The sequence below is a fragment of the Winogradskyella eximia genome, from assembly GCF_003386165.1.
Classification (GTDB): domain Bacteria; phylum Bacteroidota; class Bacteroidia; order Flavobacteriales; family Flavobacteriaceae; genus Winogradskyella; species Winogradskyella eximia.
The window spans coordinates 1,164,585-1,184,140 of sequence record NZ_QRDV01000001.1 but is presented as its reverse complement, the minus strand read 5'-3'; the positions used below and the strand labels follow the sequence as shown (position 1 = coordinate 1,184,140).

Here is a 19,556-nt window from a genome sequence, read left to right as displayed (position 1 = left end):
AGCTAACCTTATCAACAAGTGAAATCGTTAAAAAAATCTTAATTGTTAATTTGAAATGTCATCCAGCTCAAACTGAACAGCTTCCCAATCTTCCATTAGTTTACCTAAAGTCTTTTTCTTTAATTGGTATGCATCAAAAAATTTAGGATCTGAAGCTGTTTTATCATAATCTGTAGCGAGCTTCACATCATCACTTTTGATATCTTTTTCAAGCTGATTGATTTTAGATTCTATATTACTGAGTTTATTATTTAAAGATTTTAATTTCTTTTGGTCTTCGTAATTTTGCTTATTACTTTCCTTAGGTTGGTTAGCAACCACAGTTCTTTTTTCGGCTTCTCTTAAGTTTTCAAGATTACGCTGTTCTAAGTAAAAATCTATATCACCTAAATATTCTTTAATATTCTGATCCTTAAATTCGTAAACTGTATCTGTTAGTCCTTGAAGAAAATCTCTATCGTGAGAGACTAATATTAATGTACCTTCAAACTTTTTTAAAGCTTCTTTTAGTACATTTTTAGATTTTATATCTAAGTGATTCGTTGGCTCATCCATAATAAGCACGTTCAACGGTTGCAATAGTAATTTTGCTAATGCCAATCTATTTCGCTCACCACCAGAAAGGACTCTTACATATTTCTCTGCCTCTTCACCTCTAAATAAAAAGGATCCTAAAATATCTCTAACCTTACTTCTATTAGTTTCATTAGCTGCATCAATCATAGTATCTAGTACGGTTTTGTTTCCGTCTAAATATTCTGCTTGATTTTGGGCAAAATACCCAATTTGTACATTATGTCCTAAAGTGAGTTTACCTTCGTGCTCTAATTCTCCAACAATTATTTTTGCTAAAGTGGATTTTCCCTGACCGTTTTGACCAACAAAGGCAGTTTTAATATCTCTAGGAACAGATAAATTTACATTATGAAGGACTTGAAGATCTCCATATCGTTTAGATACATTATCTATCTCTACAACCACTTTACCAGGAGTTACAGAAACAGGAAAGTTTAAAGACATCACACTATTGTCATCTTCATCAACTTCAATGCGATCAATTTTATCTAATTTTTTAATTAAGGATTGAGCCATTGTAGCTTTAGAAGCCTTTGCTCTAAATTTCTCAATTAATTTTTCAGTTTGCTGAATCTGCTTCTCTTGATTTTTCTGTGCAGCTAACTGCTGAACCTTCATTTCCTTTCTCAATACTAAAAATTGCGAGTATGGCTTATTATAATCATAAATTCTCCCTAACGAAATCTCTATAGTACGATTAGTCACATTATCTAAAAACATCTTATCGTGAGAAACAATAACCACAGCTCCTGTATAACCTTTCAAAAAGTTTTCTAACCAAATTATAGATTCAATATCTAAGTGGTTTGTTGGCTCATCTAAAAGCAATAAGTCGTTATTTTGAAGTAAAAGTTTTGCTAATTCTATTCGCATTCTCCAACCACCAGAGAACGTATCTGTAAGTTTATCAAAATCTTCGCGTTTAAAACCTAACCCTTGAAGAATCTTTTCGGTTTCTCCTTGATAATTATAACCACCTAAAATTTCGTATTGATGCTGTATATCATTTAAATCAACCATTAATTGATGATAGGCATCACTTTCGTAATCTTTACGCTCAGCTAATTGCGTATTGATTTCTTCGAGTTGCCTTTCACAGGTTTTTATTTCTTTAAATGCTTGGTAAGATTCTTCTAAAACTGTTTTACCTAAATCAAAATCAATATCTTGTTTTAAGAAACCAATTTTCATATCCTTGTCAGCCGCAATTTGTCCTGTATCTTGTTCTTGCTCTTTAGAAAGAATTCTAAGCATAGTGGATTTACCTGCTCCATTTTTACCAATTAAACCAATACGATCGCCAAGACCAAGTTTAAATGTTATTTCTTCAAAAAGATATTCTCCTTGAAATGAGATTGAAAGATTATGGATATTTAGCATAAGTTTTTTGAATATTACAATTGAATTTTGAGTTACAATTGTTACAAAAATTCAGTTATATTATTTTACCTTTGTTTAGTCTTAAAAAACGCAAAAGTAAAGGTTTTAGTTATGATTAGAAAAGGAATGAAACTTTATAGTATTCTTTTTGGTGTATGTCCAAAATGTCATCAAGAATCTATGTATATAAATAAAAACCCTTACGTTCTTTCTGATGTTGTAAAAATGCATGAGAAATGTTCTCATTGTCATACAAAATATCAAATAGAACCTTCGTTTTTCTATGGTTCTATGTATGTAAGTTATGCTGTAGGTATTGCCTTTGCTGTCGCTGCGTTTATTATAAGCTATAACATTTTAGAATCTTCTTTAACAACTGCTTTTATAGCAATTGTAGCCACTTTAGTTTGCTTTTTCCCTATAATTATGCGCTTATCTCGAAATATATGGATTAATATATTTATGAGTTATGATAAAAATTTAGTTAAAAAATGATATCTTTTTGTGAAGACTTAAATAGTATTATTTAAGTTATAAAAATCTATTCACATCAATTTCAGCATCTAAGAGTTCTCCTTTTTCAATAAAATTATATAACGCTTTAGCGACATAAGGAGCAATCATCACACCTCTTGTACCAAGTCCATTAAGCACGTATAAATTGTTATGTTTTGGATGTCTACCAATTAATGGTCTACGATCCTTTACTGTAGGTCTAACTCCAGCAATATGACTCACGACTTCAAAATCACATTTTAAAAATGTTTTTAATTTAGAAATTAATTCTTCTTTGGCTGATTCCGTTGGTGTATTAGATTTATCGTCATTATTATAAGTAGACCCAACATTATATAAATCATCACCAAGTGGAATTACAAATACCGATGATTTTATAGCATAATCAATTTTTAAATCGGGTGCCTTAATAGTGAGTATTTCGCCTTTAGAACCTGTAAGTGGAATGGTTTTGAAATAAGGATTTTCTTTTACTCCAAACCCTTCAGCAAATACAATGTGTTGAGATTTAATACCATTATAATGTATTGAACCTAATTCAAACTTAATATTTTGATGTTCAAAAGTTACCTCTTCGAAACAATTAATCCGCTTTAAAAATTGCTTATAATTAGTAATTAGGGTTTCCGTATCTAAACGACCAGCATGTTGCACTTCCCCAAATCCGAAAGGTGCATCTATAGCTAAATTTGTGTTTTTAACGAGCTGTGTTGAAAGAAAGGGTTCAAGACTAGGCTTGTCTGAAGCAGAAAACCATTTATTTTGTTCTTGAATAGACGTAAAACGCCTTAAAATGCGAAGTTTATAATCAACTGTTATATCTAACTCCTTTTCAATATTAGAATATAATAGTGCTGCTAGATTTAATTGTTCTTTAGCCTTCCAAACTTCTGAAAAACGTTTCAGAATAACCGGATTATATAATCCTGCAGCAACTATAGAGGACTTTTGAGAATTATTGTCAAATACTACAAATGTTTTATTATTTCCTCTTAGTTCTTCGCAAAAGGCAATACTTGCTAAGCCACAACCAACAATAATATAATCTACTTCTTTCATAGAAACAAAAGTAAATAATTCTAAACACCAAATGGTTTAGTGAACCTAAAAAATAAGTATTAAAACAAAAAAACGCTCACTTAAAAAGTGAGCGTTTTTTATATTTTATGTTAAGCAAATTAGTAGCTCCACATATCTTGTTCAAAGTTTCTAATCTTATCCTTGATACGTTCAGATTCTAAAAGTTGCATTAAAGCATTTTCAGCAACATACTCTTCAATCTTTCTATCACCATAAACATTTTCCTCTTTGTAGATAATTCCACTAAAACGTCTGCTGTTTAATAAATGATCAAAAGAAAGTGGCACTGCACTATTCTTATTATTGAAAGCTTTCGCTTCATGAAGAATATCTCTTAATTCAGGATAAAATATCCAAAATAAACCAATTGGCTCTTTATTAGCTTCGTCATCAGAATCAATAAAGTTAACATCTGGTGCTGCAGGTGCAATACCTAAGATACGATACTTTAATTCTCCTTGACGCTTATCAAAATACCAAAGTCCTTTTACTAAATAAGAATTAATATCTGCTGCTCCAATTTCTCTACGAATTACATACTCTTCAGGAATAAGAGATGTATCAGATACACCTTCCGCATTCATCCAATCAATACCTTGATCAGTAATCTCTTCCTTTCTTAATGAAGGAGCTAGATCTTCCATAGTACGTTCTTCTGTAAAATAATCATCTGCATATACTTTAGGAATAGTACCGTCATTGACATTTTTCATAAGAACTCTGTACAATGATTTTCTATCATCCCCTAAGTTATCTTCAATAGGAAAATATAATGGAAAGTTAGCACGCTCGTCTAAGACAATCTTTTCCCAAGTCATTTTAGAAAATAAGATATCTCTATCACCAACATATCCATATTCTAAAGGCTTGTCGTTATCTAGAAGTAACTGTGCTTCAGTTTTCATACCTACCTCTTCAGGTATTTTTGCATTTAGGATATTAGCTTGAGCAAACATAGTGTTTGCGGCTAATACACCTATTCCTATACATAAAAAGCTTTTTAAATTCATCTTATTTTTTATTATAATTTGGGATTTTCTTTTATTGATAACGCTAATTATCTAAATAAATTGTCGCTTAGTTTGATACCTCAACTGTTACAGGAGATACACCTTTTAATCGATAAGAGCTGTTTCCTTTTATTTTAGCTTGGATATCAAAAATTGTAACAACATCACCAGCACGTGCTCTACCAATGGCAGATTTAGCTTGGCTATTCATTTTAGTACCAGCAACAATTACAGTAGGTTGCCCAGGAACTTTAACTTTAAATGATGTTACATTAATTGGTAAATCAAATACAAAATCATCTAAAACCGCACCAATAGTACCTATTTCTAAGTTACGCTTAGGTAATCTTACCATACCATCTTTACCAGAAATAGTACCTGTAGGCTTAGGAATATCTTTAATTCTAAACGTTTGTTGATCACTTGCCTTAGAACCGTCATCTAAAGTAGCAGAAACATTAATTGTTACTTCTCTACCAGTACCTGGGTTCATAGTATATTTACCAATACCTGAAGCTTTAGATAAACCTGATCCACTTGCAGAAACCTTATTATCTGGTACACCAGCAAAAGAAATTGTCATTGGGTTAGCAACACCACGATAAACTACGTTCATCTTGTCTGCAGAAATTGTAGCAGAGTTAGGTCTTGGTACAACCACATAGTTACCAATAATTGGAATATCTAATGGTTTTCCGTCCTCAATAAAAGTAAATTGACCTTCTACTTGATGTTCACCAACATTACCAACGTTAAAATCTAACTTCGCAGCACCAGTTGAATCAATAGCATTTGTTAAATCAATTTCTTGACCTTGCACATTTAATTTTGTTGGTGTTACATTAGCATACTTTCCTAAAACAACTTTACCTTGAAATTTCTCACCTGCAAAGAATGCAGACTTATCAGCTAAAATTATTGCTTTGTAATTTTTTAATGATACAGCTTCTGTTACTAAGTTTCCTAAGAAACCATTATACATATTAGTTTCAGTTGCTTTAACATCATTTTGCATTGCAGTTAACTTTGTGTAAGATGCTATAGCAGGAAATCCTTGAAAATGATAATCTAACCAATTCTTTTTTGCTCCTTCACTATCAACTACTGGATCTAGACTAAAACGCTTTTCAAAACTTTCAATTACTTTAGACCATTTTACATCATCACCAACGATACCTTTAATATCAGACTTATACTTTTCAATAGCGGCAACAATTTCATCACCTCTTTTAGTATAACGATCTCCAGTAAACCAGTGTTCATCTAATTTATCACCCTTATCCATTTCTTCATAAGGTAACTGACCATTTTCTTCTCTTTCGTATCCACCAAGTTTTACGATATCATTTTCTTTTACATCACCTAGAAACTTATAAAATTCATCAGATACTTTACTGATTTGTTCTGCTTTACTTGCAACAACAGCAAATTCCTGTGGTTTTTCTTCAGCTTTCTTTTCTAGTTGACTTAGAATACCTTCATTTGAAGCAGCTGCTAATTCGTTAGCGCTATCAAATTTTGTATTCATTAAACCAAATGCAGATAATACTTCTTTTGACATTGTCATTGCAATCATTGCAATGAATACCAAATACATTAGGTTAATCATTTTTTGCCTTGCGGACTGTTTTCCTCCTGCCATTTCTAATTAGTTTTTAATTGTTAATTAAATCGATTATTAAAACCAATTAGTTTTTGTTCATTGCAGATAACATTCCACCGTAAACACCATTTAAAGATGAAAGGTTAGAAGCTAATGATTGCATTTGCTCTTTTAATTTAGTAGCATTTTCTACAGCTTCTTCGTTAATTGCTGCTTGACGGTTTGCACTATCAACTTGTACTTTATAAAGGCTATTTAAAGATTCCATTTGCGCTGCCGCTAATGACAATTCTTCGCTATATTTCTTTTGTGATGCCATTGCGTCAACAGTTGGAGAAATACCTTTAGCTGCACCTTCAAAATTTTTGATACTGTTTCCTAAACTTGCCATAAGCTCACCATCAATTTTAGCATCTTTTAATAAGTTGTCTAATTTTTTAGATAATAAACCTTCTGCATCCTTAGGTGCTTCAATATTTTTCTTTTTAGACCCTAAAGTTTGACCTCCTGCTAATTCTGGATATACTAAAGACCAATCTAAATCGTCTCCTTGTTTTTCAAATGCTGATATTGTAAATACTACCGCTTCAACAATCATACCTATTGTAAGAATAAGTGAACCATAAGGCCAGTGTTGGATTTTGAATAATGCTCCAATAATTACGATTGCAGCTCCTAGTCCATAGACCATATTCATTGTTGATAATTTCTTTTGTGCCATGATTTTTAAATTTTAGTTTTCAATTGAGCTTGGTTGTTTGCACTCAATTCGGGATTAATATTAAGTTTAAGTTAAGTTTATTTTAATTAGTTGCTGCGTTTTTAGTTACTTCAGTTCCCATGTAATCTTGAACTGTTCTAAATCCGATATAACTTCTTGCAGAATCTGCATATTCATAATCTCTAGAACTTACTTGCAAGAAGTAAGCAACATCTTTCCAAGAACCACCTCTAACTACTTTACGTGCATTGTTAGGATCATTTACATTAGGATTAATTGATGATGCATATTCATAAGATGCAGGATCATAAGAACCATTTACCCATTCTGATACATTACCAGCCATATTATATAAGTTGAAATCATTAGGATCATAAGCATCTGCTTCTACAGTATATAATGCTTGATCTGCTGCATAATCACCACGTAATGGTTTAAAGTTAGCCATAAAACAACCTCTGTCGTTTTTAGTGTAAGGACCACCCCAAGGATATGTTGCCCCTTGAAGACCTCCACGTGCAGCATACTCCCATTCTGCTTCAGAAGGTAATCTATAAGAGTTTACAGCATGTCTTCCTTTTTTCTTTCTATCTGCATTATGATATAAAGTTCTCCATTGACAGAAAGCCTGAGCTTGTTTCCAAGACACACCAACTACTGGATAAGCTCCATAAGCATCATGCCAGAAATAATCATTATGCATTGGCTCATTATAAGAATAAGCAAAATCTCTAATCCAAGCCGTAGTATCTGGGTATACTTCAACTTCTTGTTGAACTATAACTTCAGAACGTTTTAAGCCTCTATTCTTAGCTGCTTTAGAAATATCCATATAAGTATATTGGAATTTAAATTGCTTAACATCCCAAGTACGTTGACCATTATAAGACTCTTCTAATGGTAAATACATACCATCCATCACTTCAGCATATAATTCATCTGGATAATCATCCGTGCTAAAATATAATTCTACATCGCGATTAATTTTTCTTTGTTCGTTACCATAGGTATTTACCATATAGCTTTCGTAGGCATTAAGATTATTTGGATCTGAATCTACATATGCAAATTCTCCAATATCACCACTTCCTGCAGTTTTACCTTCTAAATCAGCCATTTCAGCTAATTTTAATCTTAGAGTAGAATCTCTTACCCATTCTACAAATTGACGATACTCGCTATTTGTAATTTCAGTTTCATCCATATAGAATGCACGTACTGTTGCTGTTCTTGTTGGTGCATCTTGTACTCCTGCTAAATCATCATCTGATTTACCCATTATAAACGCTCCACCAGGTACTAATGTCATCCCATAAGGTTTTTCCGGATGCCATTTTTTACCTTTAACACCTACCAACTGTCCTCGATCTCCAGAATTACAACTGGCTACCAAAACAAGTACTGTGGTTAATAAAATAAACTTCTTAATATTCATAGTAACTCTAGGTTAAATTAGTCCTTATTATTTTTGAGGTCGTAAACATATTTATATATTTCCGAATAAACAACTTTTTTTATATTTTTTTTGCATTTCACCCCTAAAATAAGCATTTCATCGATAAAAAAAATGTTAAAATTCGATAAAGTGCTTATTTTAGAAGCTATTCTTCCTGTAAGCCTTATACCAACGTTCAGGTATTTCACCTTGTGTTGCGTGCACATAATCGGAATGCATGCATGGTAATAACGTATGCTTTTTTAATTTATTATTAACGTTTGGCAAAAAAGGTATTTCTATCCACCAACGTCCTGTTTTTAAACTTTTATAGAAAATTAACTCGTCCTCATCTACCAATACATTATATTTTTGGTAATAACGTTCATTGGTAAATTCATCATCCTTAACTCGGCAATTAACTCCTTCAACAAAATACCAAATCATTTGAGCGACCAACATTGATGTGGCACTATCATTTTTAGATCCGCTATATTCATAAATACCAAAAGACGACACTTTATTACTTATGCCTGCATATCTGCTAATAGCACATATCTCCTTTCCTGAAAAACCATTAGGAGAATATTTTTGATTATCACTAACCTCTGCTGCTCTAACAGACTTTAAATCTACAGATACAATATGTGCATCTCGCATTAAAGGCTCAACTTTACTAATATCTCCAGAGATCTCACCTAAGCGATAAGCTTCGAAATACAACTTTTCTATAAGGTCAATTTCTTCTTGTGAATTAAAATAAGTTTGATAACCTATTGTAGCGTAGTTGAATAAATTATATGGTTCCTCTACAATGACTTTACCAACATAACTATTATTCTTTATAGGAAGACTGGCATCCCCTAAATCGAAATTAGTATCTACACTTACAACATTTACCATTGGCAAAAGAGAATCGTAAGCACGATAATTGGCATATGTTAAATCTTGACTTCCGCCTAATACTATAGGAATAATCTTTTTTTCTACTAAAACAGAAATAGCAGTTCTAATTGCAAAATAAGTATCTTCTACAGTTTCGCCTGGCTCAATATCACCAAGATCTGCTATTGTAGTATGCCAATTACCCGGAAATAAAGTGTAAAAGGTTTTACGAATTGTATCAAAACTAATATTCGATCCTATATAATTAACGTCATTTCTATTTTCTTTTACTCCGATAATAGCCATTTGGACGTTCTCCAAATCTGGCAATCCATTTTGACGCGAATGGATCTTAATTTTTTTCCCTAGCGCTTGTTGCGCTATTAGTTCGTTATGAGCTAAAACCGCATCTGATACAGGCGAAAGAAAATTAAAATTCATATTTTATTATTACTTTTTAGTTGTAGCTTTTTTCTTTGTTGCAGTCTTCTTAGTCGCAGTTTTCTTGGTGGCTTTCTTTTTAGTAGCCTTCTTTTTAGGCGCGTTTTTCTCGAGGATGTCTTGAGCTTTTTCCAATGTCATTTTACTCACATCTACAGTCTTAGCCAACTCAACTTTTTGTTTGCCTTTTATAATGTTATGCCTTCCCCATCTTGCCTTTTCTACTCTTACACCAGCTTCTTCCCAATTATGGATAACCTTATCTATTTCTTTCTGAATTTTCTCTTCGATCAAAGTAACGATATCTTCTTCAGATAAATTATCCCAATCGTATTTTTTATTCACATTAATGAACATGTTATTCCATTTAATAAATGGCCCAAAACGTCCTTTACCTTTTGTGACTTCTAAATCTTTATACATATATATTGGAGCATCTGCCTTTTCTTTCTCCTTAATATATATTAATGCCTCATCCATCTCAACACTCAATGGATCTACTCCTTTAGGAAGTGAAACAAACTTTTCACCAAATCTTACATAAGGTCCAAAACGTCCATTATTTACCTCAACTTCTTCATCTTTATAATGCCCTAATGCTTTTGGAAGCTTAAATAAATCCATAGCCTCATCATAAGTAATAGAATTAAGTTGTTGGTCTGGAGATAAACTCGCAAACTTAGGCTTGTCTTCATCTTCCATAGTACCAACTTGTACCATTGGACCAAATTTACCTAAACGTACACTAACTTGGCGACCCGTTTTTGGATCTGTACCTAAAATACGTTCACCAGATTCTCGTTCTGCATTTTCTTGCACATCTTCTACTTGCGGATGAAAACCTTTGTAGAAATCTTTCATCATTTCTCTCCAATCTTCTTTTCCTTCAGCAATGTCATCAAACTTATCTTCTACTTTAGCAGTAAAGTTGTAGTCTAAGATGCTTTCAAAGTGCTTAACCAAAAACTCGGTTACAATCATACCTATATCTGTAGGCACAAGTTTTCCTTTATTTGAACCTGTTTGTTCTGAAAGTGTATTATCTTTTATTTTTTGATCTTCGAAAACTAATTGCTTATACTTTCTTTCGTCACCTTCATTTGTTCCTTTTTCAACATAATTTCTATTCTGAATTGTAGAAATTGTTGGTGCATAAGTAGATGGACGACCAATACCTAACTCTTCTAATTGCTTTACTAATGATGCCTCTGTAAATCTTGCAGGTGGTCTAGTAAAACGCTCTGTAGCTGTGATATATTTATTTTGAAGTGCTTCACCAACTTTTAAATCTGGCAAAATACCTTCTTGTTCTGCATCTTCATCATCTGTACCTTCTAAATAAACTTTTAAAAAGCCTTCAAAAGTGATGATTTCCCCATTTGCAGTAAATTGCTCTTTAATTTTATTAGAACTATTAATTTTAATTTTAAGATTAGTACGTTCTAATTTTGCATCGCTCATTTGAGAAGCAATAGCACGTTTCCAAATTAAATCATATAATCGTGCTTGATCACGTTCTGCATTTACAGTATGATTTCCAAAATCTGTAGGTCTTATCGCTTCATGAGCTTCTTGCGCACCTTTTGATTTTCCTTTATAATTTTTTGGGTTGCTATATTCAGATCCGTAAGCTGAAGTAATTTCATTTTCAGCTCCTTTTTTTGCTTCTTCAGATAGATTAACACTATCTGTTCTCATATAAGTTATAAAACCAGCTTCATAGAGACGTTGCGCGTTAGTCATGGTTCTACTTACAGAAAAACCTAATTTACGTGATGCTTCTTGTTGAAGTGTTGAAGTTGTAAATGGTGCTGCTGGTGATTTTTTTGCAGGCTTCTTTTGTAAATCTGAAACCTCATAGGAAGCTCCAATATTATCTTTTAGAAATTTTAAAGCTTCTTTTTCTGAATCAAAATTCTTAGGCAACTTCGCTTTAAACGAATTTCCGTTTTCGTTAGTAAATTCCGCATCTATTCTATAAGATGCTGTAGCTTCAAAAGCTTGCACATCGCGTTCGCGTTCTACTATTAATCGTACAGAAACCGACTGTACTCTACCGGCAGATAATCCTCCTTTTACTTTTCTCCATAATACAGGAGATAATTCATAACCTACAATACGGTCTAAAACACGTCTTGCTTGCTGTGCATCTACTAAGTTATAATCAATACTTCTGGGATTCTCAATAGCTTTCTGTATTGCGCTTTTTGTAATCTCATGAAATACAATTCGTTTGGTCTTTTCTTTATCTAATTTTAAAGTCTCAGCTAAATGCCAAGCAATCGCTTCTCCTTCTCGATCCTCATCACTTGCTAGCCATACTATGTCTGCTTTCTTTGCTAAATCTTTTAATTTTTTAACGACATCTTTCTTGTCTTTAGAAACCTGATACTTCGGCATAAAATCACCTTCTACATCTACTCCTAATTCTTTAGATGGTAAATCTGCAATGTGCCCAAAACTGGACTCTACTTTGTAATCTTTTCCTAAAAATTTTTCAATAGTTTTAGCCTTTGCAGGTGACTCAACAATAACGAGATTTTTTGACATTCTTAAAATTTTGCGTTTACAAATGTATATGAAAATTAAGTTACAAACCTAATTTGGTCGTAAATACAATGCATTTTATCGTGGTTTTTTTGTCCTAAAAAACAGAAAAAGCCTTACAATTTGCAAGGCTTCTACTGTTTATAAATATTTATAAATCTTAATTAAAGGTATACAATATTGGTTCTGAAAGACCTTCTACATGCAACAAAACCTCATTAGCGCCTTCAACTCTCAGCGGTAATAAATTAAAAGACCCTTCTTTATTAAAAACCGCCAAGCATGCTTCATCATTAAAAAGTGACAATTTTAAATACCGCTGAGGAGGCATTGATTCTGCTATTGCACCAGAATCTACTAAAGTCATCACCCAACTATCACTATCGCAACCACTATCATATATATTGATATCCAAACAGTTGTCATTAATAGCAGCACTCTCAATCGCATGTGACTCTACTTCGTTATACGTTGCACTATCAATGATTATTTCTGAACCGCATGGTAATATAGCTACATCATCTTCATCACATTGCATATTCATTAATAACAAAGAAAATAATACAAGTGTTACTACTTTTCTAAATATCATAAGACATGTGTTTATCTATAGATGTAAAATAACCAAAAAGGTTGCGTTAAAATATCAATTATTGCTCAATGTGTCTCATTTCATCGAATTCACCATCAAATCCTACAACATCTTTATATATAAAGTATGCAGGCAAATAACTAAATGACGATGTTACATAAATACCAAATCCACACATTACTAAACCTACAATCATGGCTAAAAATCCTGAAACAAACATAAGTCCAAAAGAAATTAACCATTTCTTATTTCCAAGATCAAAACCTAATTTAACAATTTCTGAAACTGATAAATCTGGATTAAAAGCATAGACAACAACTATAAAAGACAAAGGAATAACAGCATATATTATAGGCACAAAACATAATAATGTTGCTAAAATTGCGATACCTGCAAATGCCACACCTAATTTAATAGTTTTACCTAAATAAGGTTTTTTGAAGAAATAAAAATAATCCTCATTTCCCATTTGCTCTAAATCTTTGAGTTTACAAATTCTGTAAAAAGCGGCTTTTAAACCTAGACCAATAGCGCTCATGGCTACAATGAGAAAAATATAGACCACTAAAAACACCAATCCAAAAGCAAACCCCATTCCGGATTGCCCATAAGAATCGTATGCATCATAACTATTATTTATAGTTAAAGCATTAATAAAGCCAAAAAATAGTAATGGTATATACACAATCATTATTACTGGTATTGCCAAAACAATATTTAGCAACAACGTAACTAATCCTTGTACCCAAACTTTTTTAAACAATTCTATGGATTGATTAAAAATGGTTCCGAAGTCAAGGTCTTTTGCTCCTTCAATGCGACGTTTAATTTCTGTAGTGTTCATTTATTTTTATTTGGTTAGTTAGTTCTTCAAAAGAAGTCTATTTTTTGGAAATATTCAAGAAAAAAAGTCCTCATCCTTATAAATGCAAAATCCTAATCTCAGTTTGCATCACAGTCTTTCATTGTAATTCGATTTTGTAATTCCATGTATTTAAAACAACCTTAACTAAATTACAACTGCCACTTTGTCATAAAGTCTAAAATAATATTATCTTTGCATACTTATTGAGAATTTAAGTATTCACTGTAGCTGATGGAAAAAAATATTGACGAAAAAAAACAAGGAGAAACCTTAGTTTTAGATAAAAAAGAAGGTAACCAACGCAAACTATTTATAGAGAGTTATGGTTGCGCTATGAATTTTAGCGATAGTGAAATTGTGGCTTCAATTCTTTCAGAACAAGGTTTTAACACCACACAGACTCTTGAAGAAGCTGATCTTGTATTAGTAAACACTTGTTCTATAAGAGATAAGGCTGAGCAAACGGTTAGAAAGCGATTACAACACTATAACGCTATAAAACGCACCAATCCAAAAATGAAAGTTGGTGTATTGGGCTGTATGGCAGAACGCCTAAAAACCAAGTTTTTAGAAGAAGAAAAAATAGTAGATTTGGTTGTAGGACCAGATGCCTATAAAGATTTACCAAACTTACTAGCAGAAGTTGATGAAGGTAGGGACGCCATAAATGTTATACTTTCTAAAGAAGAAACCTACGGAGATATTTCTCCTGTACGTTTAAATAGTAATGGAGTTACAGCTTTTGTATCTATTACTCGTGGTTGCGACAACATGTGTACATTTTGCGTGGTACCGTTTACAAGAGGTAGAGAACGTAGTAGAGATCCGCAAAGTATAATTGAAGAAGTAAACGACTTATGGTCTAAAGGTTTTAAAGAAATAACCCTTTTAGGACAAAATGTAGATAGCTATTTGTGGTATGGAGGTGGTTTAAAGAAAGATTTTAATAATGCTTCAGACCTTCAAAAAGCTACGGCTGTAAATTTCGCAAATCTTTTAGAACTATGCGCCAAAGCACAACCGAAATTGCGTATTCGTTTTTCAACATCTAACCCACAAGATTTAACTTTAGATGTTATTGAAACTATGGCGAAATACGACAACATTTGTAAACACATACATTTACCTGTGCAAAGTGGAAGTAATCGTATTTTAAAAGAAATGAATCGTTTACATACACGTGAAGAATATTTTGAACTAATAGATAATATTAGACGTATAATCCCTGAATGCTCCATTAGTGTAGATTTAATAGCGGGTTTCCCAACTGAAACTGAAGAAGACCACCAAGACACATTATCATTGATGGACTATGTAAAATATAACTTTGGCTATATGTTTACCTATTCTGAACGACCAGGAACTTTAGCAGGAAGAAAAATGGAAGATGACGTACCTGAAGAGGTAAAGAAACGTCGCTTAACAGAAATTGTAAAACTAGAACGCAAGTATAGCGAACTAAATACGCGTAATCATCTTAACAAAACTGTTGAAGTTTTAATAGAAAAAGCATCTAAAAAATCTGATTTACAATGGTCAGGTAGAACTTCTGATAATACTGTTGCGGTATTTCCAAAAGAACATTACAAAGTAGGCGATTTGGTTAATGTTTTAATCACAGATTGCACAAGCGCAACACTTATTGGAAAAGCCATTGACTATTCAAAAAACAATTAATAAAAATAAATCTATATGAAAAAATTAGTTCTAATCTTTTTAGCTTTAACTTTAGTAACCTCTTGTGACAATGAACCTTTAGATCCTGCGTACACTAATGGTGGTGAACAAAATGGAGGTGGTAATACCGGAGGCGGTAATACTGGAGGCGGAGATCCTAACGGAGGCAATTTTGCACTTTCTAGTTACAGTTATGATAAATCGGTAGATAGTGGATTTGGTGTTTCTACAATTGAAACGGACTTTTACCTCAATTCTTCTGGTCTAATTGGCTCACAAAGCACACGCGTTGAATTGTTTGGAATCATTGTAGATGGTACAGCACCTGTAGTAAGAGACAATAATGGACGAATTATAGAAACTTCAGCTTCTGATGGGACTAATGAAATCAGTACAACTACCATTACATACAGCGGCGATAATATAGTGCAGATTAATTTTGTTGATAATCAGTATCCAGAAGAAAATTACACTTACAATCTGGAGCACAATGACAATATCGCAACAAGAACAGAAGTTGGATCTTCAGTTATAGTCACTTATACTTTTGATACTAACGACAGACTTATACAAAGAGAAACGTCGTCAGAAGGAACCACTGTTAGAAACGAAACTCTCAGTTACGATGCAAACAGTAATTTAACATCAACAGTAATGACAGGTGATGGTGCAAGAACATTTACTTACACTTATGATGATAACACCAATCCTTTAAAAGATATATTTCAAGATTTTTATAAATTACAGTTGTTCAATGATAATTACGATGACCAAATTGAACATTGGCAAGCATTTTGGGGAAGCTCTAATAATATGACAAGTGCTACAACACCAGAAGGCTCTTCAGATTTAGAAATAGTCTATGATACAGAAGGAAGAATAATTAATAGAAGTGGTAGTATTAACTCTGCATTATTAAACGCTGGTAGTGGAGATATTACCATTGATGAAGTTTTTAACTACGTTAACTAATAGTAATTTAAAAAGAAATTCCCAATTTACAGGAAATAACTATGGAATCAATTCAAGCCATAAAACAACGTTTCGGAATTATTGGAAACGACCCAAAACTTAATCGCTCTATAGAAAAAGCGATACAGGTTGCTCCAACTGATATTTCAGTTTTAGTTACTGGAGAAAGTGGTGTTGGTAAAGAGAGTATTCCTAAAATTATACACCAATTATCACATAGAAAACACGGCAAGTATATTGCCGTAAACTGTGGTGCTATTCCAGAAGGCACTATTGACAGTGAATTATTTGGACACGAAAAAGGTGCTTTTACAGGAGCTACAGCTACGCGTTCTGGATATTTTGAAGTCGCAGATGGAGGAACAATCTTCTTAGATGAAGTTGGCGAACTTCCATTAACAACACAAGTACGTTTGCTGCGTGTTTTAGAAAATGGTGAGTTTATAAAAGTAGGTTCTAGTAAGGTACAACAAACCAATGTTAGAATTGTAGCAGCAACAAACGTTAACATGTTTGAAGCTATTAAGAAAGAAAAATTCAGAGAAGATTTATACTATAGATTAAGCACTATTGAAATCAACTTACCTCCACTTAGAGAACGTAAAGAAGATATTCATTTGTTATTTAGAAAATTTGCGAGTGACTTTGCCTTAAAATATAAAATGCCTACAATAAAGTTAACGGATGATGCGGTAGCTCTACTTGTAAAATTCCGTTGGAATGGTAACATTCGTCAATTACGAAACGTAGCAGAACAAGTCTCTGTTTTAGAACAAAACAGAACTATTAATGGTGTAACACTTCAAAATTATTTACCAAACACAAGCACTAATTTACCTGCTGTTGTCAATAATTCTAAATCCGAAAGTGATTTTAGTAGTGAGCGAGAAATTTTATACAAAGTTTTATTTGATATGAAAAGTGATCTAAACGATCTAAAAAAACTCACTATGAAACTCATGGAAAACGGAAATATTTCTGAGGTTCAAAAAGACAATGAACATTTAATTCAGAAAATTTACGGAGAAGATAAAGATGAAGAATTCGATACTAATGTTGAAGATTTAGAAGTACTATCAATACCTGAGCACACTGAAGTTAATGACTCTATACCGTCAGAAACTGAAGACAAATATCATTTTGCTGAAGAAATAGAAGAAGAGGAAACACTATCTTTACATGATAAAGAATTAGAATTGATTAAAAAATCTTTAGAACGACACAGCGGAAAACGTAAGCTTGCTGCTGCAGAACTTGGAATTAGCGAACGCACGCTATATAGAAAAATTAAGCAGTTTGATCTTTAAGATAAGTTTATGAAATCAACAACACTAAAATATTCATATTTAAGTTTTTAGGTTATATTGATGCCTTTACAACTATGAAAAAACCAAACACCAATTCATTGAAAGCTTTAAAATACATTATAATATTTTCCATTTGCCTTACGAGTTTTAGTTGCAAAGTGAATTATTCATTTACAGGTATTACGGAAACACCTGAAACGTTTCAAGTTAATTTTTTTCAGAATAATGCCGATTTAATTGAACCTGGTTTAGATCAACTATTCACAAATGCACTACAAGATTTAATTGTAAATCAAACAAGTGCTAATTTAGTAAACACAGGCGGTGAAGTTATTTATGAAGGTGAAATTGTAGAATACCGTATTTCACCAATGACAGCAACAGCACAAAATACTGCAGCACAAAATAGATTAACTATTTCTGTAAATGTGCGCTATATAAATACAAAAGATGAAGAAAAAGATTTTGAAAAACGTTTTTCATTCTTTTACGATTATGGAGCAAACGACCAACTTACAGGCAGTATAAAAGACGCTGCTTTCGAAGAAATTTTAGAACGTCTTACGCAAGATATTCTTAATGCATCATTAGCAGACTGGTAAATTATGCAGCTTAAGCAACTCACATATTTATTACAACATCCAGAAGCCATAACAGCCTCTCAAACCGAAGCGCTTTCTGCAGCCATAAATCAATATCCATATTTTCAATCGTTAAGAGCACTTTATCTTAAAGGACTAAAGCAAAAGGAAAGCTACAAATACAATAACGCTTTAAAAATTACTGCTGCCTACACTTCAAACCGTAGTGTTTTATTCGATTATATTACTTCAGATGTCTTTAATCAGAATGAAATATCAGAGCGCATAAAACAAAACATTGAGGATATTAAATCTATAGAAGTTAATGCTGTAGACGATATTTCCGTAAACAAAAGTGTAACCATTGATGATGCTTTAAAAGAACAAATTAAAGCCACCGAAGGAGTTTTAGACCCAGGCTTATTTGAAGCAAAACCAATACCTGAACCAAAATTAGAGCAAGAAGCTCCTAAAATTGAAGATTCCATAATAGCTGTAGATGTAAAAAATATAACAGCAGAAAAACAACTTAACATAGGCAAACCTTTAGAGTTTGACAAATCTGAAAATCATTCATTTACAGAGTGGTTAAAAATCACGAGTTTTAAACCCATTAATCGTGATGATGATAATGTTGAAATAGAACAAAAAGAAGAAACAACATCTAAAAATGAGGCTATAGAAGTAGAAACTACTACTCCACTGCAAGATAAACTTGCCATTATAGATAAATTTATTAGCAATAACCCGAAGATTAAACCTGTTTCTAACAATGCTCCAAAACCTAAGTTGGTTAATAATGACGACGCTATTTCAGACAGTTTAATGACAGAAACTTTGGCTCGGATTTATTTAGAACAAAAAAACTATGATAAAGCAATTCAATCTTACAAAATTTTAAGTTTGAAATATCCAGAAAAAAGTAGTTTCTTTGCACACCAAATAAAATTGGTAAAAGAATTAAAGGATAATAATACAATATAATAATGAGTGCATTTACAATATTTTTAGTACTAATCGTAATCGTTGCCTTTTTACTAGTCGTAGTAATTATGGTACAGAACCCTAAAGGAGGAGGTTTATCATCATCTTTTGGAGGTGGAGGCACTCAGCAAATGGGTGGAGTTCAAAAAACAGGAGACTTTTTAGATAAGAGTACTTGGTTTTTAGCTACAGCGTTAATCGTTTTAATCTTAGCATCTAATTTAACTATTGGTTCTGGCGGTAGTGCAGAGTCTAAAGCTTTAGACACAGACGAACCAACTGAAATGCCTATTACAGCTCCTGCAACAACGAATGATGCAGCAACAACAAACGGTACAGCGACAGAATAACATATTGTTATCTTCACATATAATATTAAGCCAA

At 32.5% G+C, this 19,556-nt stretch carries 17 protein-coding genes; 7 read left to right on the top strand and 10 right to left on the bottom strand.

What is annotated here, in order from left to right:
* Nucleotides 1-45: 45 nt before the first annotated feature.
* The gene (locus tag DFQ10_RS04940; RefSeq protein WP_115816246.1) at nt 46-1,956 is read right to left on the bottom strand and encodes an ABC-F family ATP-binding cassette domain-containing protein; all 1,911 of its coding nucleotides are present in this window, start codon (nt 1,954-1,956) and stop codon (nt 46-48) included.
* Between the two features lie 111 nt (nt 1,957-2,067).
* Between DFQ10_RS04940 and DFQ10_RS04935 the strand changes: the two genes are divergently transcribed.
* A complete protein-coding gene (locus DFQ10_RS04935; RefSeq protein ID WP_115816245.1) occupies nt 2,068-2,451 on the top strand; it encodes a DUF983 domain-containing protein in 384 nt (127 codons plus the stop codon).
* Nucleotides 2,452-2,487: 36 nt separating this feature from the next.
* On the opposite strand, the gene DFQ10_RS04930 is transcribed toward DFQ10_RS04935, so the two are convergent.
* From DFQ10_RS04930 to DFQ10_RS04890, 9 genes are all read right to left on the bottom strand, one after another.
* Nucleotides 2,488-3,531: an NAD(P)/FAD-dependent oxidoreductase gene (locus tag DFQ10_RS04930; RefSeq protein ID WP_115816244.1), complete on the bottom strand. Its 1,044-nt coding sequence runs from the start codon at nt 3,529-3,531 to the stop codon at nt 2,488-2,490.
* 119 nt (nt 3,532-3,650) lie between these two features.
* Nucleotides 3,651-4,562, bottom strand: coding sequence for a type IX secretion system ring subunit PorN/GldN (gene porN, locus DFQ10_RS04925; RefSeq protein ID WP_115816243.1), 912 nt, complete (start codon nt 4,560-4,562; stop codon nt 3,651-3,653).
* A 67-nt stretch (nt 4,563-4,629) separates the two neighbouring features.
* Nucleotides 4,630-6,204 carry a type IX secretion system motor protein PorM/GldM gene (gene porM, locus DFQ10_RS04920; RefSeq protein ID WP_115816242.1) on the bottom strand — a complete coding sequence of 525 codons (1,575 nt, stop codon included), beginning with the start codon at nt 6,202-6,204 and terminating at the stop codon, nt 4,630-4,632.
* Between the two features lie 46 nt (nt 6,205-6,250).
* Complete coding sequence (porL, locus tag DFQ10_RS04915) at nt 6,251-6,886, bottom strand: type IX secretion system motor protein PorL/GldL (RefSeq protein WP_115816241.1); 636 nt, start codon at nt 6,884-6,886, stop codon at nt 6,251-6,253.
* 82 nt (nt 6,887-6,968) lie between these two features.
* Nucleotides 6,969-8,315, bottom strand: a complete 1,347-nt coding sequence (gene porK, locus DFQ10_RS04910; protein ID WP_449489485.1) for a type IX secretion system lipoprotein PorK/GldK — start codon at nt 8,313-8,315, stop codon at nt 6,969-6,971.
* A gap of 165 nt (nt 8,316-8,480) precedes the next feature.
* The gene (locus DFQ10_RS04905) at nt 8,481-9,647 is read right to left on the bottom strand and encodes a formimidoylglutamase (protein WP_115816239.1); all 1,167 of its coding nucleotides are present in this window, start codon (nt 9,645-9,647) and stop codon (nt 8,481-8,483) included.
* Between the two features lie 9 nt (nt 9,648-9,656).
* On the bottom strand, nt 9,657-12,197 hold the full coding sequence (topA, locus tag DFQ10_RS04900; RefSeq protein ID WP_115816238.1) for a type I DNA topoisomerase: 2,541 nt from the start codon (nt 12,195-12,197) through the stop codon (nt 9,657-9,659).
* A gap of 157 nt (nt 12,198-12,354) precedes the next feature.
* Nucleotides 12,355-12,786 (bottom strand): hypothetical protein, encoded by a 432-nt coding sequence (locus DFQ10_RS04895; RefSeq protein ID WP_115816237.1) that lies wholly within the window; start codon nt 12,784-12,786, stop codon nt 12,355-12,357.
* A 58-nt stretch (nt 12,787-12,844) separates the two neighbouring features.
* Entirely contained in the window at nt 12,845-13,630 is a 786-nt protein-coding gene (locus DFQ10_RS04890) for a hypothetical protein (protein ID WP_115816236.1), read from the bottom strand.
* A gap of 252 nt (nt 13,631-13,882) precedes the next feature.
* On the opposite strand from DFQ10_RS04890, the gene miaB reads away from it, so the two are divergent.
* The 6 genes from miaB (at nt 13,883) to secG (ending at nt 19,522) form a co-directional block, all read left to right on the top strand.
* The gene (miaB, locus tag DFQ10_RS04885) at nt 13,883-15,328 is read left to right on the top strand and encodes a tRNA (N6-isopentenyl adenosine(37)-C2)-methylthiotransferase MiaB (RefSeq protein ID WP_115816235.1); all 1,446 of its coding nucleotides are present in this window, start codon (nt 13,883-13,885) and stop codon (nt 15,326-15,328) included.
* Between the two features lie 15 nt (nt 15,329-15,343).
* Nucleotides 15,344-16,300: a hypothetical protein gene (locus tag DFQ10_RS04880; protein WP_115816234.1), complete on the top strand. Its 957-nt coding sequence runs from the start codon at nt 15,344-15,346 to the stop codon at nt 16,298-16,300.
* 41 nt (nt 16,301-16,341) lie between these two features.
* Nucleotides 16,342-17,607: a sigma 54-interacting transcriptional regulator gene (locus tag DFQ10_RS04875; protein WP_115816233.1), complete on the top strand. Its 1,266-nt coding sequence runs from the start codon at nt 16,342-16,344 to the stop codon at nt 17,605-17,607.
* A 74-nt stretch (nt 17,608-17,681) separates the two neighbouring features.
* Nucleotides 17,682-18,209, top strand: coding sequence for an LptE family protein (locus tag DFQ10_RS04870; protein WP_115816232.1), 528 nt, complete (start codon nt 17,682-17,684; stop codon nt 18,207-18,209).
* A gap of 3 nt (nt 18,210-18,212) precedes the next feature.
* Complete coding sequence (locus DFQ10_RS04865; protein WP_115816231.1) at nt 18,213-19,172, top strand: hypothetical protein; 960 nt, start codon at nt 18,213-18,215, stop codon at nt 19,170-19,172.
* A gap of 2 nt (nt 19,173-19,174) precedes the next feature.
* Complete coding sequence (gene secG, locus DFQ10_RS04860) at nt 19,175-19,522, top strand: preprotein translocase subunit SecG (protein ID WP_115816230.1); 348 nt, start codon at nt 19,175-19,177, stop codon at nt 19,520-19,522.
* Nucleotides 19,523-19,556 lie beyond the last annotated feature (34 nt).

Bases quoted from the DNA above. Each gene is read 5' to 3' on its own strand.
- DFQ10_RS04940 (WP_115816246.1), bottom strand. From the start codon at position 1,956: ATGCTAAATATCCATAATCTTTCAATCTCATTTCAAGGAGAATATCTT.
- DFQ10_RS04935 (WP_115816245.1), top strand. From the start codon at position 2,068: ATGATTAGAAAAGGAATGAAACTTTATAGTATTCTTTTTGGTGTATGT.
- DFQ10_RS04930 (WP_115816244.1), bottom strand. From the start codon at position 3,531: ATGAAAGAAGTAGATTATATTATTGTTGGTTGTGGCTTAGCAAGTATT.
- porN (WP_115816243.1), bottom strand. From the start codon at position 4,562: ATGAATTTAAAAAGCTTTTTATGTATAGGAATAGGTGTATTAGCCGCA.
- porM (WP_115816242.1), bottom strand. From the start codon at position 6,204: ATGGCAGGAGGAAAACAGTCCGCAAGGCAAAAAATGATTAACCTAATG.
- porL (WP_115816241.1), bottom strand. From the start codon at position 6,886: ATGGCACAAAAGAAATTATCAACAATGAATATGGTCTATGGACTAGGA.
- DFQ10_RS04905 (WP_115816239.1), bottom strand. From the start codon at position 9,647: ATGAATTTTAATTTTCTTTCGCCTGTATCAGATGCGGTTTTAGCTCAT.
- topA (WP_115816238.1), bottom strand. From the start codon at position 12,197: ATGTCAAAAAATCTCGTTATTGTTGAGTCACCTGCAAAGGCTAAAACT.
- DFQ10_RS04895 (WP_115816237.1), bottom strand. From the start codon at position 12,786: ATGATATTTAGAAAAGTAGTAACACTTGTATTATTTTCTTTGTTATTA.
- DFQ10_RS04890 (WP_115816236.1), bottom strand. From the start codon at position 13,630: ATGAACACTACAGAAATTAAACGTCGCATTGAAGGAGCAAAAGACCTT.
- miaB (WP_115816235.1), top strand. From the start codon at position 13,883: ATGGAAAAAAATATTGACGAAAAAAAACAAGGAGAAACCTTAGTTTTA.
- DFQ10_RS04880 (WP_115816234.1), top strand. From the start codon at position 15,344: ATGAAAAAATTAGTTCTAATCTTTTTAGCTTTAACTTTAGTAACCTCT.
- DFQ10_RS04875 (WP_115816233.1), top strand. From the start codon at position 16,342: ATGGAATCAATTCAAGCCATAAAACAACGTTTCGGAATTATTGGAAAC.
- DFQ10_RS04870 (WP_115816232.1), top strand. From the start codon at position 17,682: ATGAAAAAACCAAACACCAATTCATTGAAAGCTTTAAAATACATTATA.
- DFQ10_RS04865 (WP_115816231.1), top strand. From the start codon at position 18,213: ATGCAGCTTAAGCAACTCACATATTTATTACAACATCCAGAAGCCATA.
- secG (WP_115816230.1), top strand. From the start codon at position 19,175: ATGAGTGCATTTACAATATTTTTAGTACTAATCGTAATCGTTGCCTTT.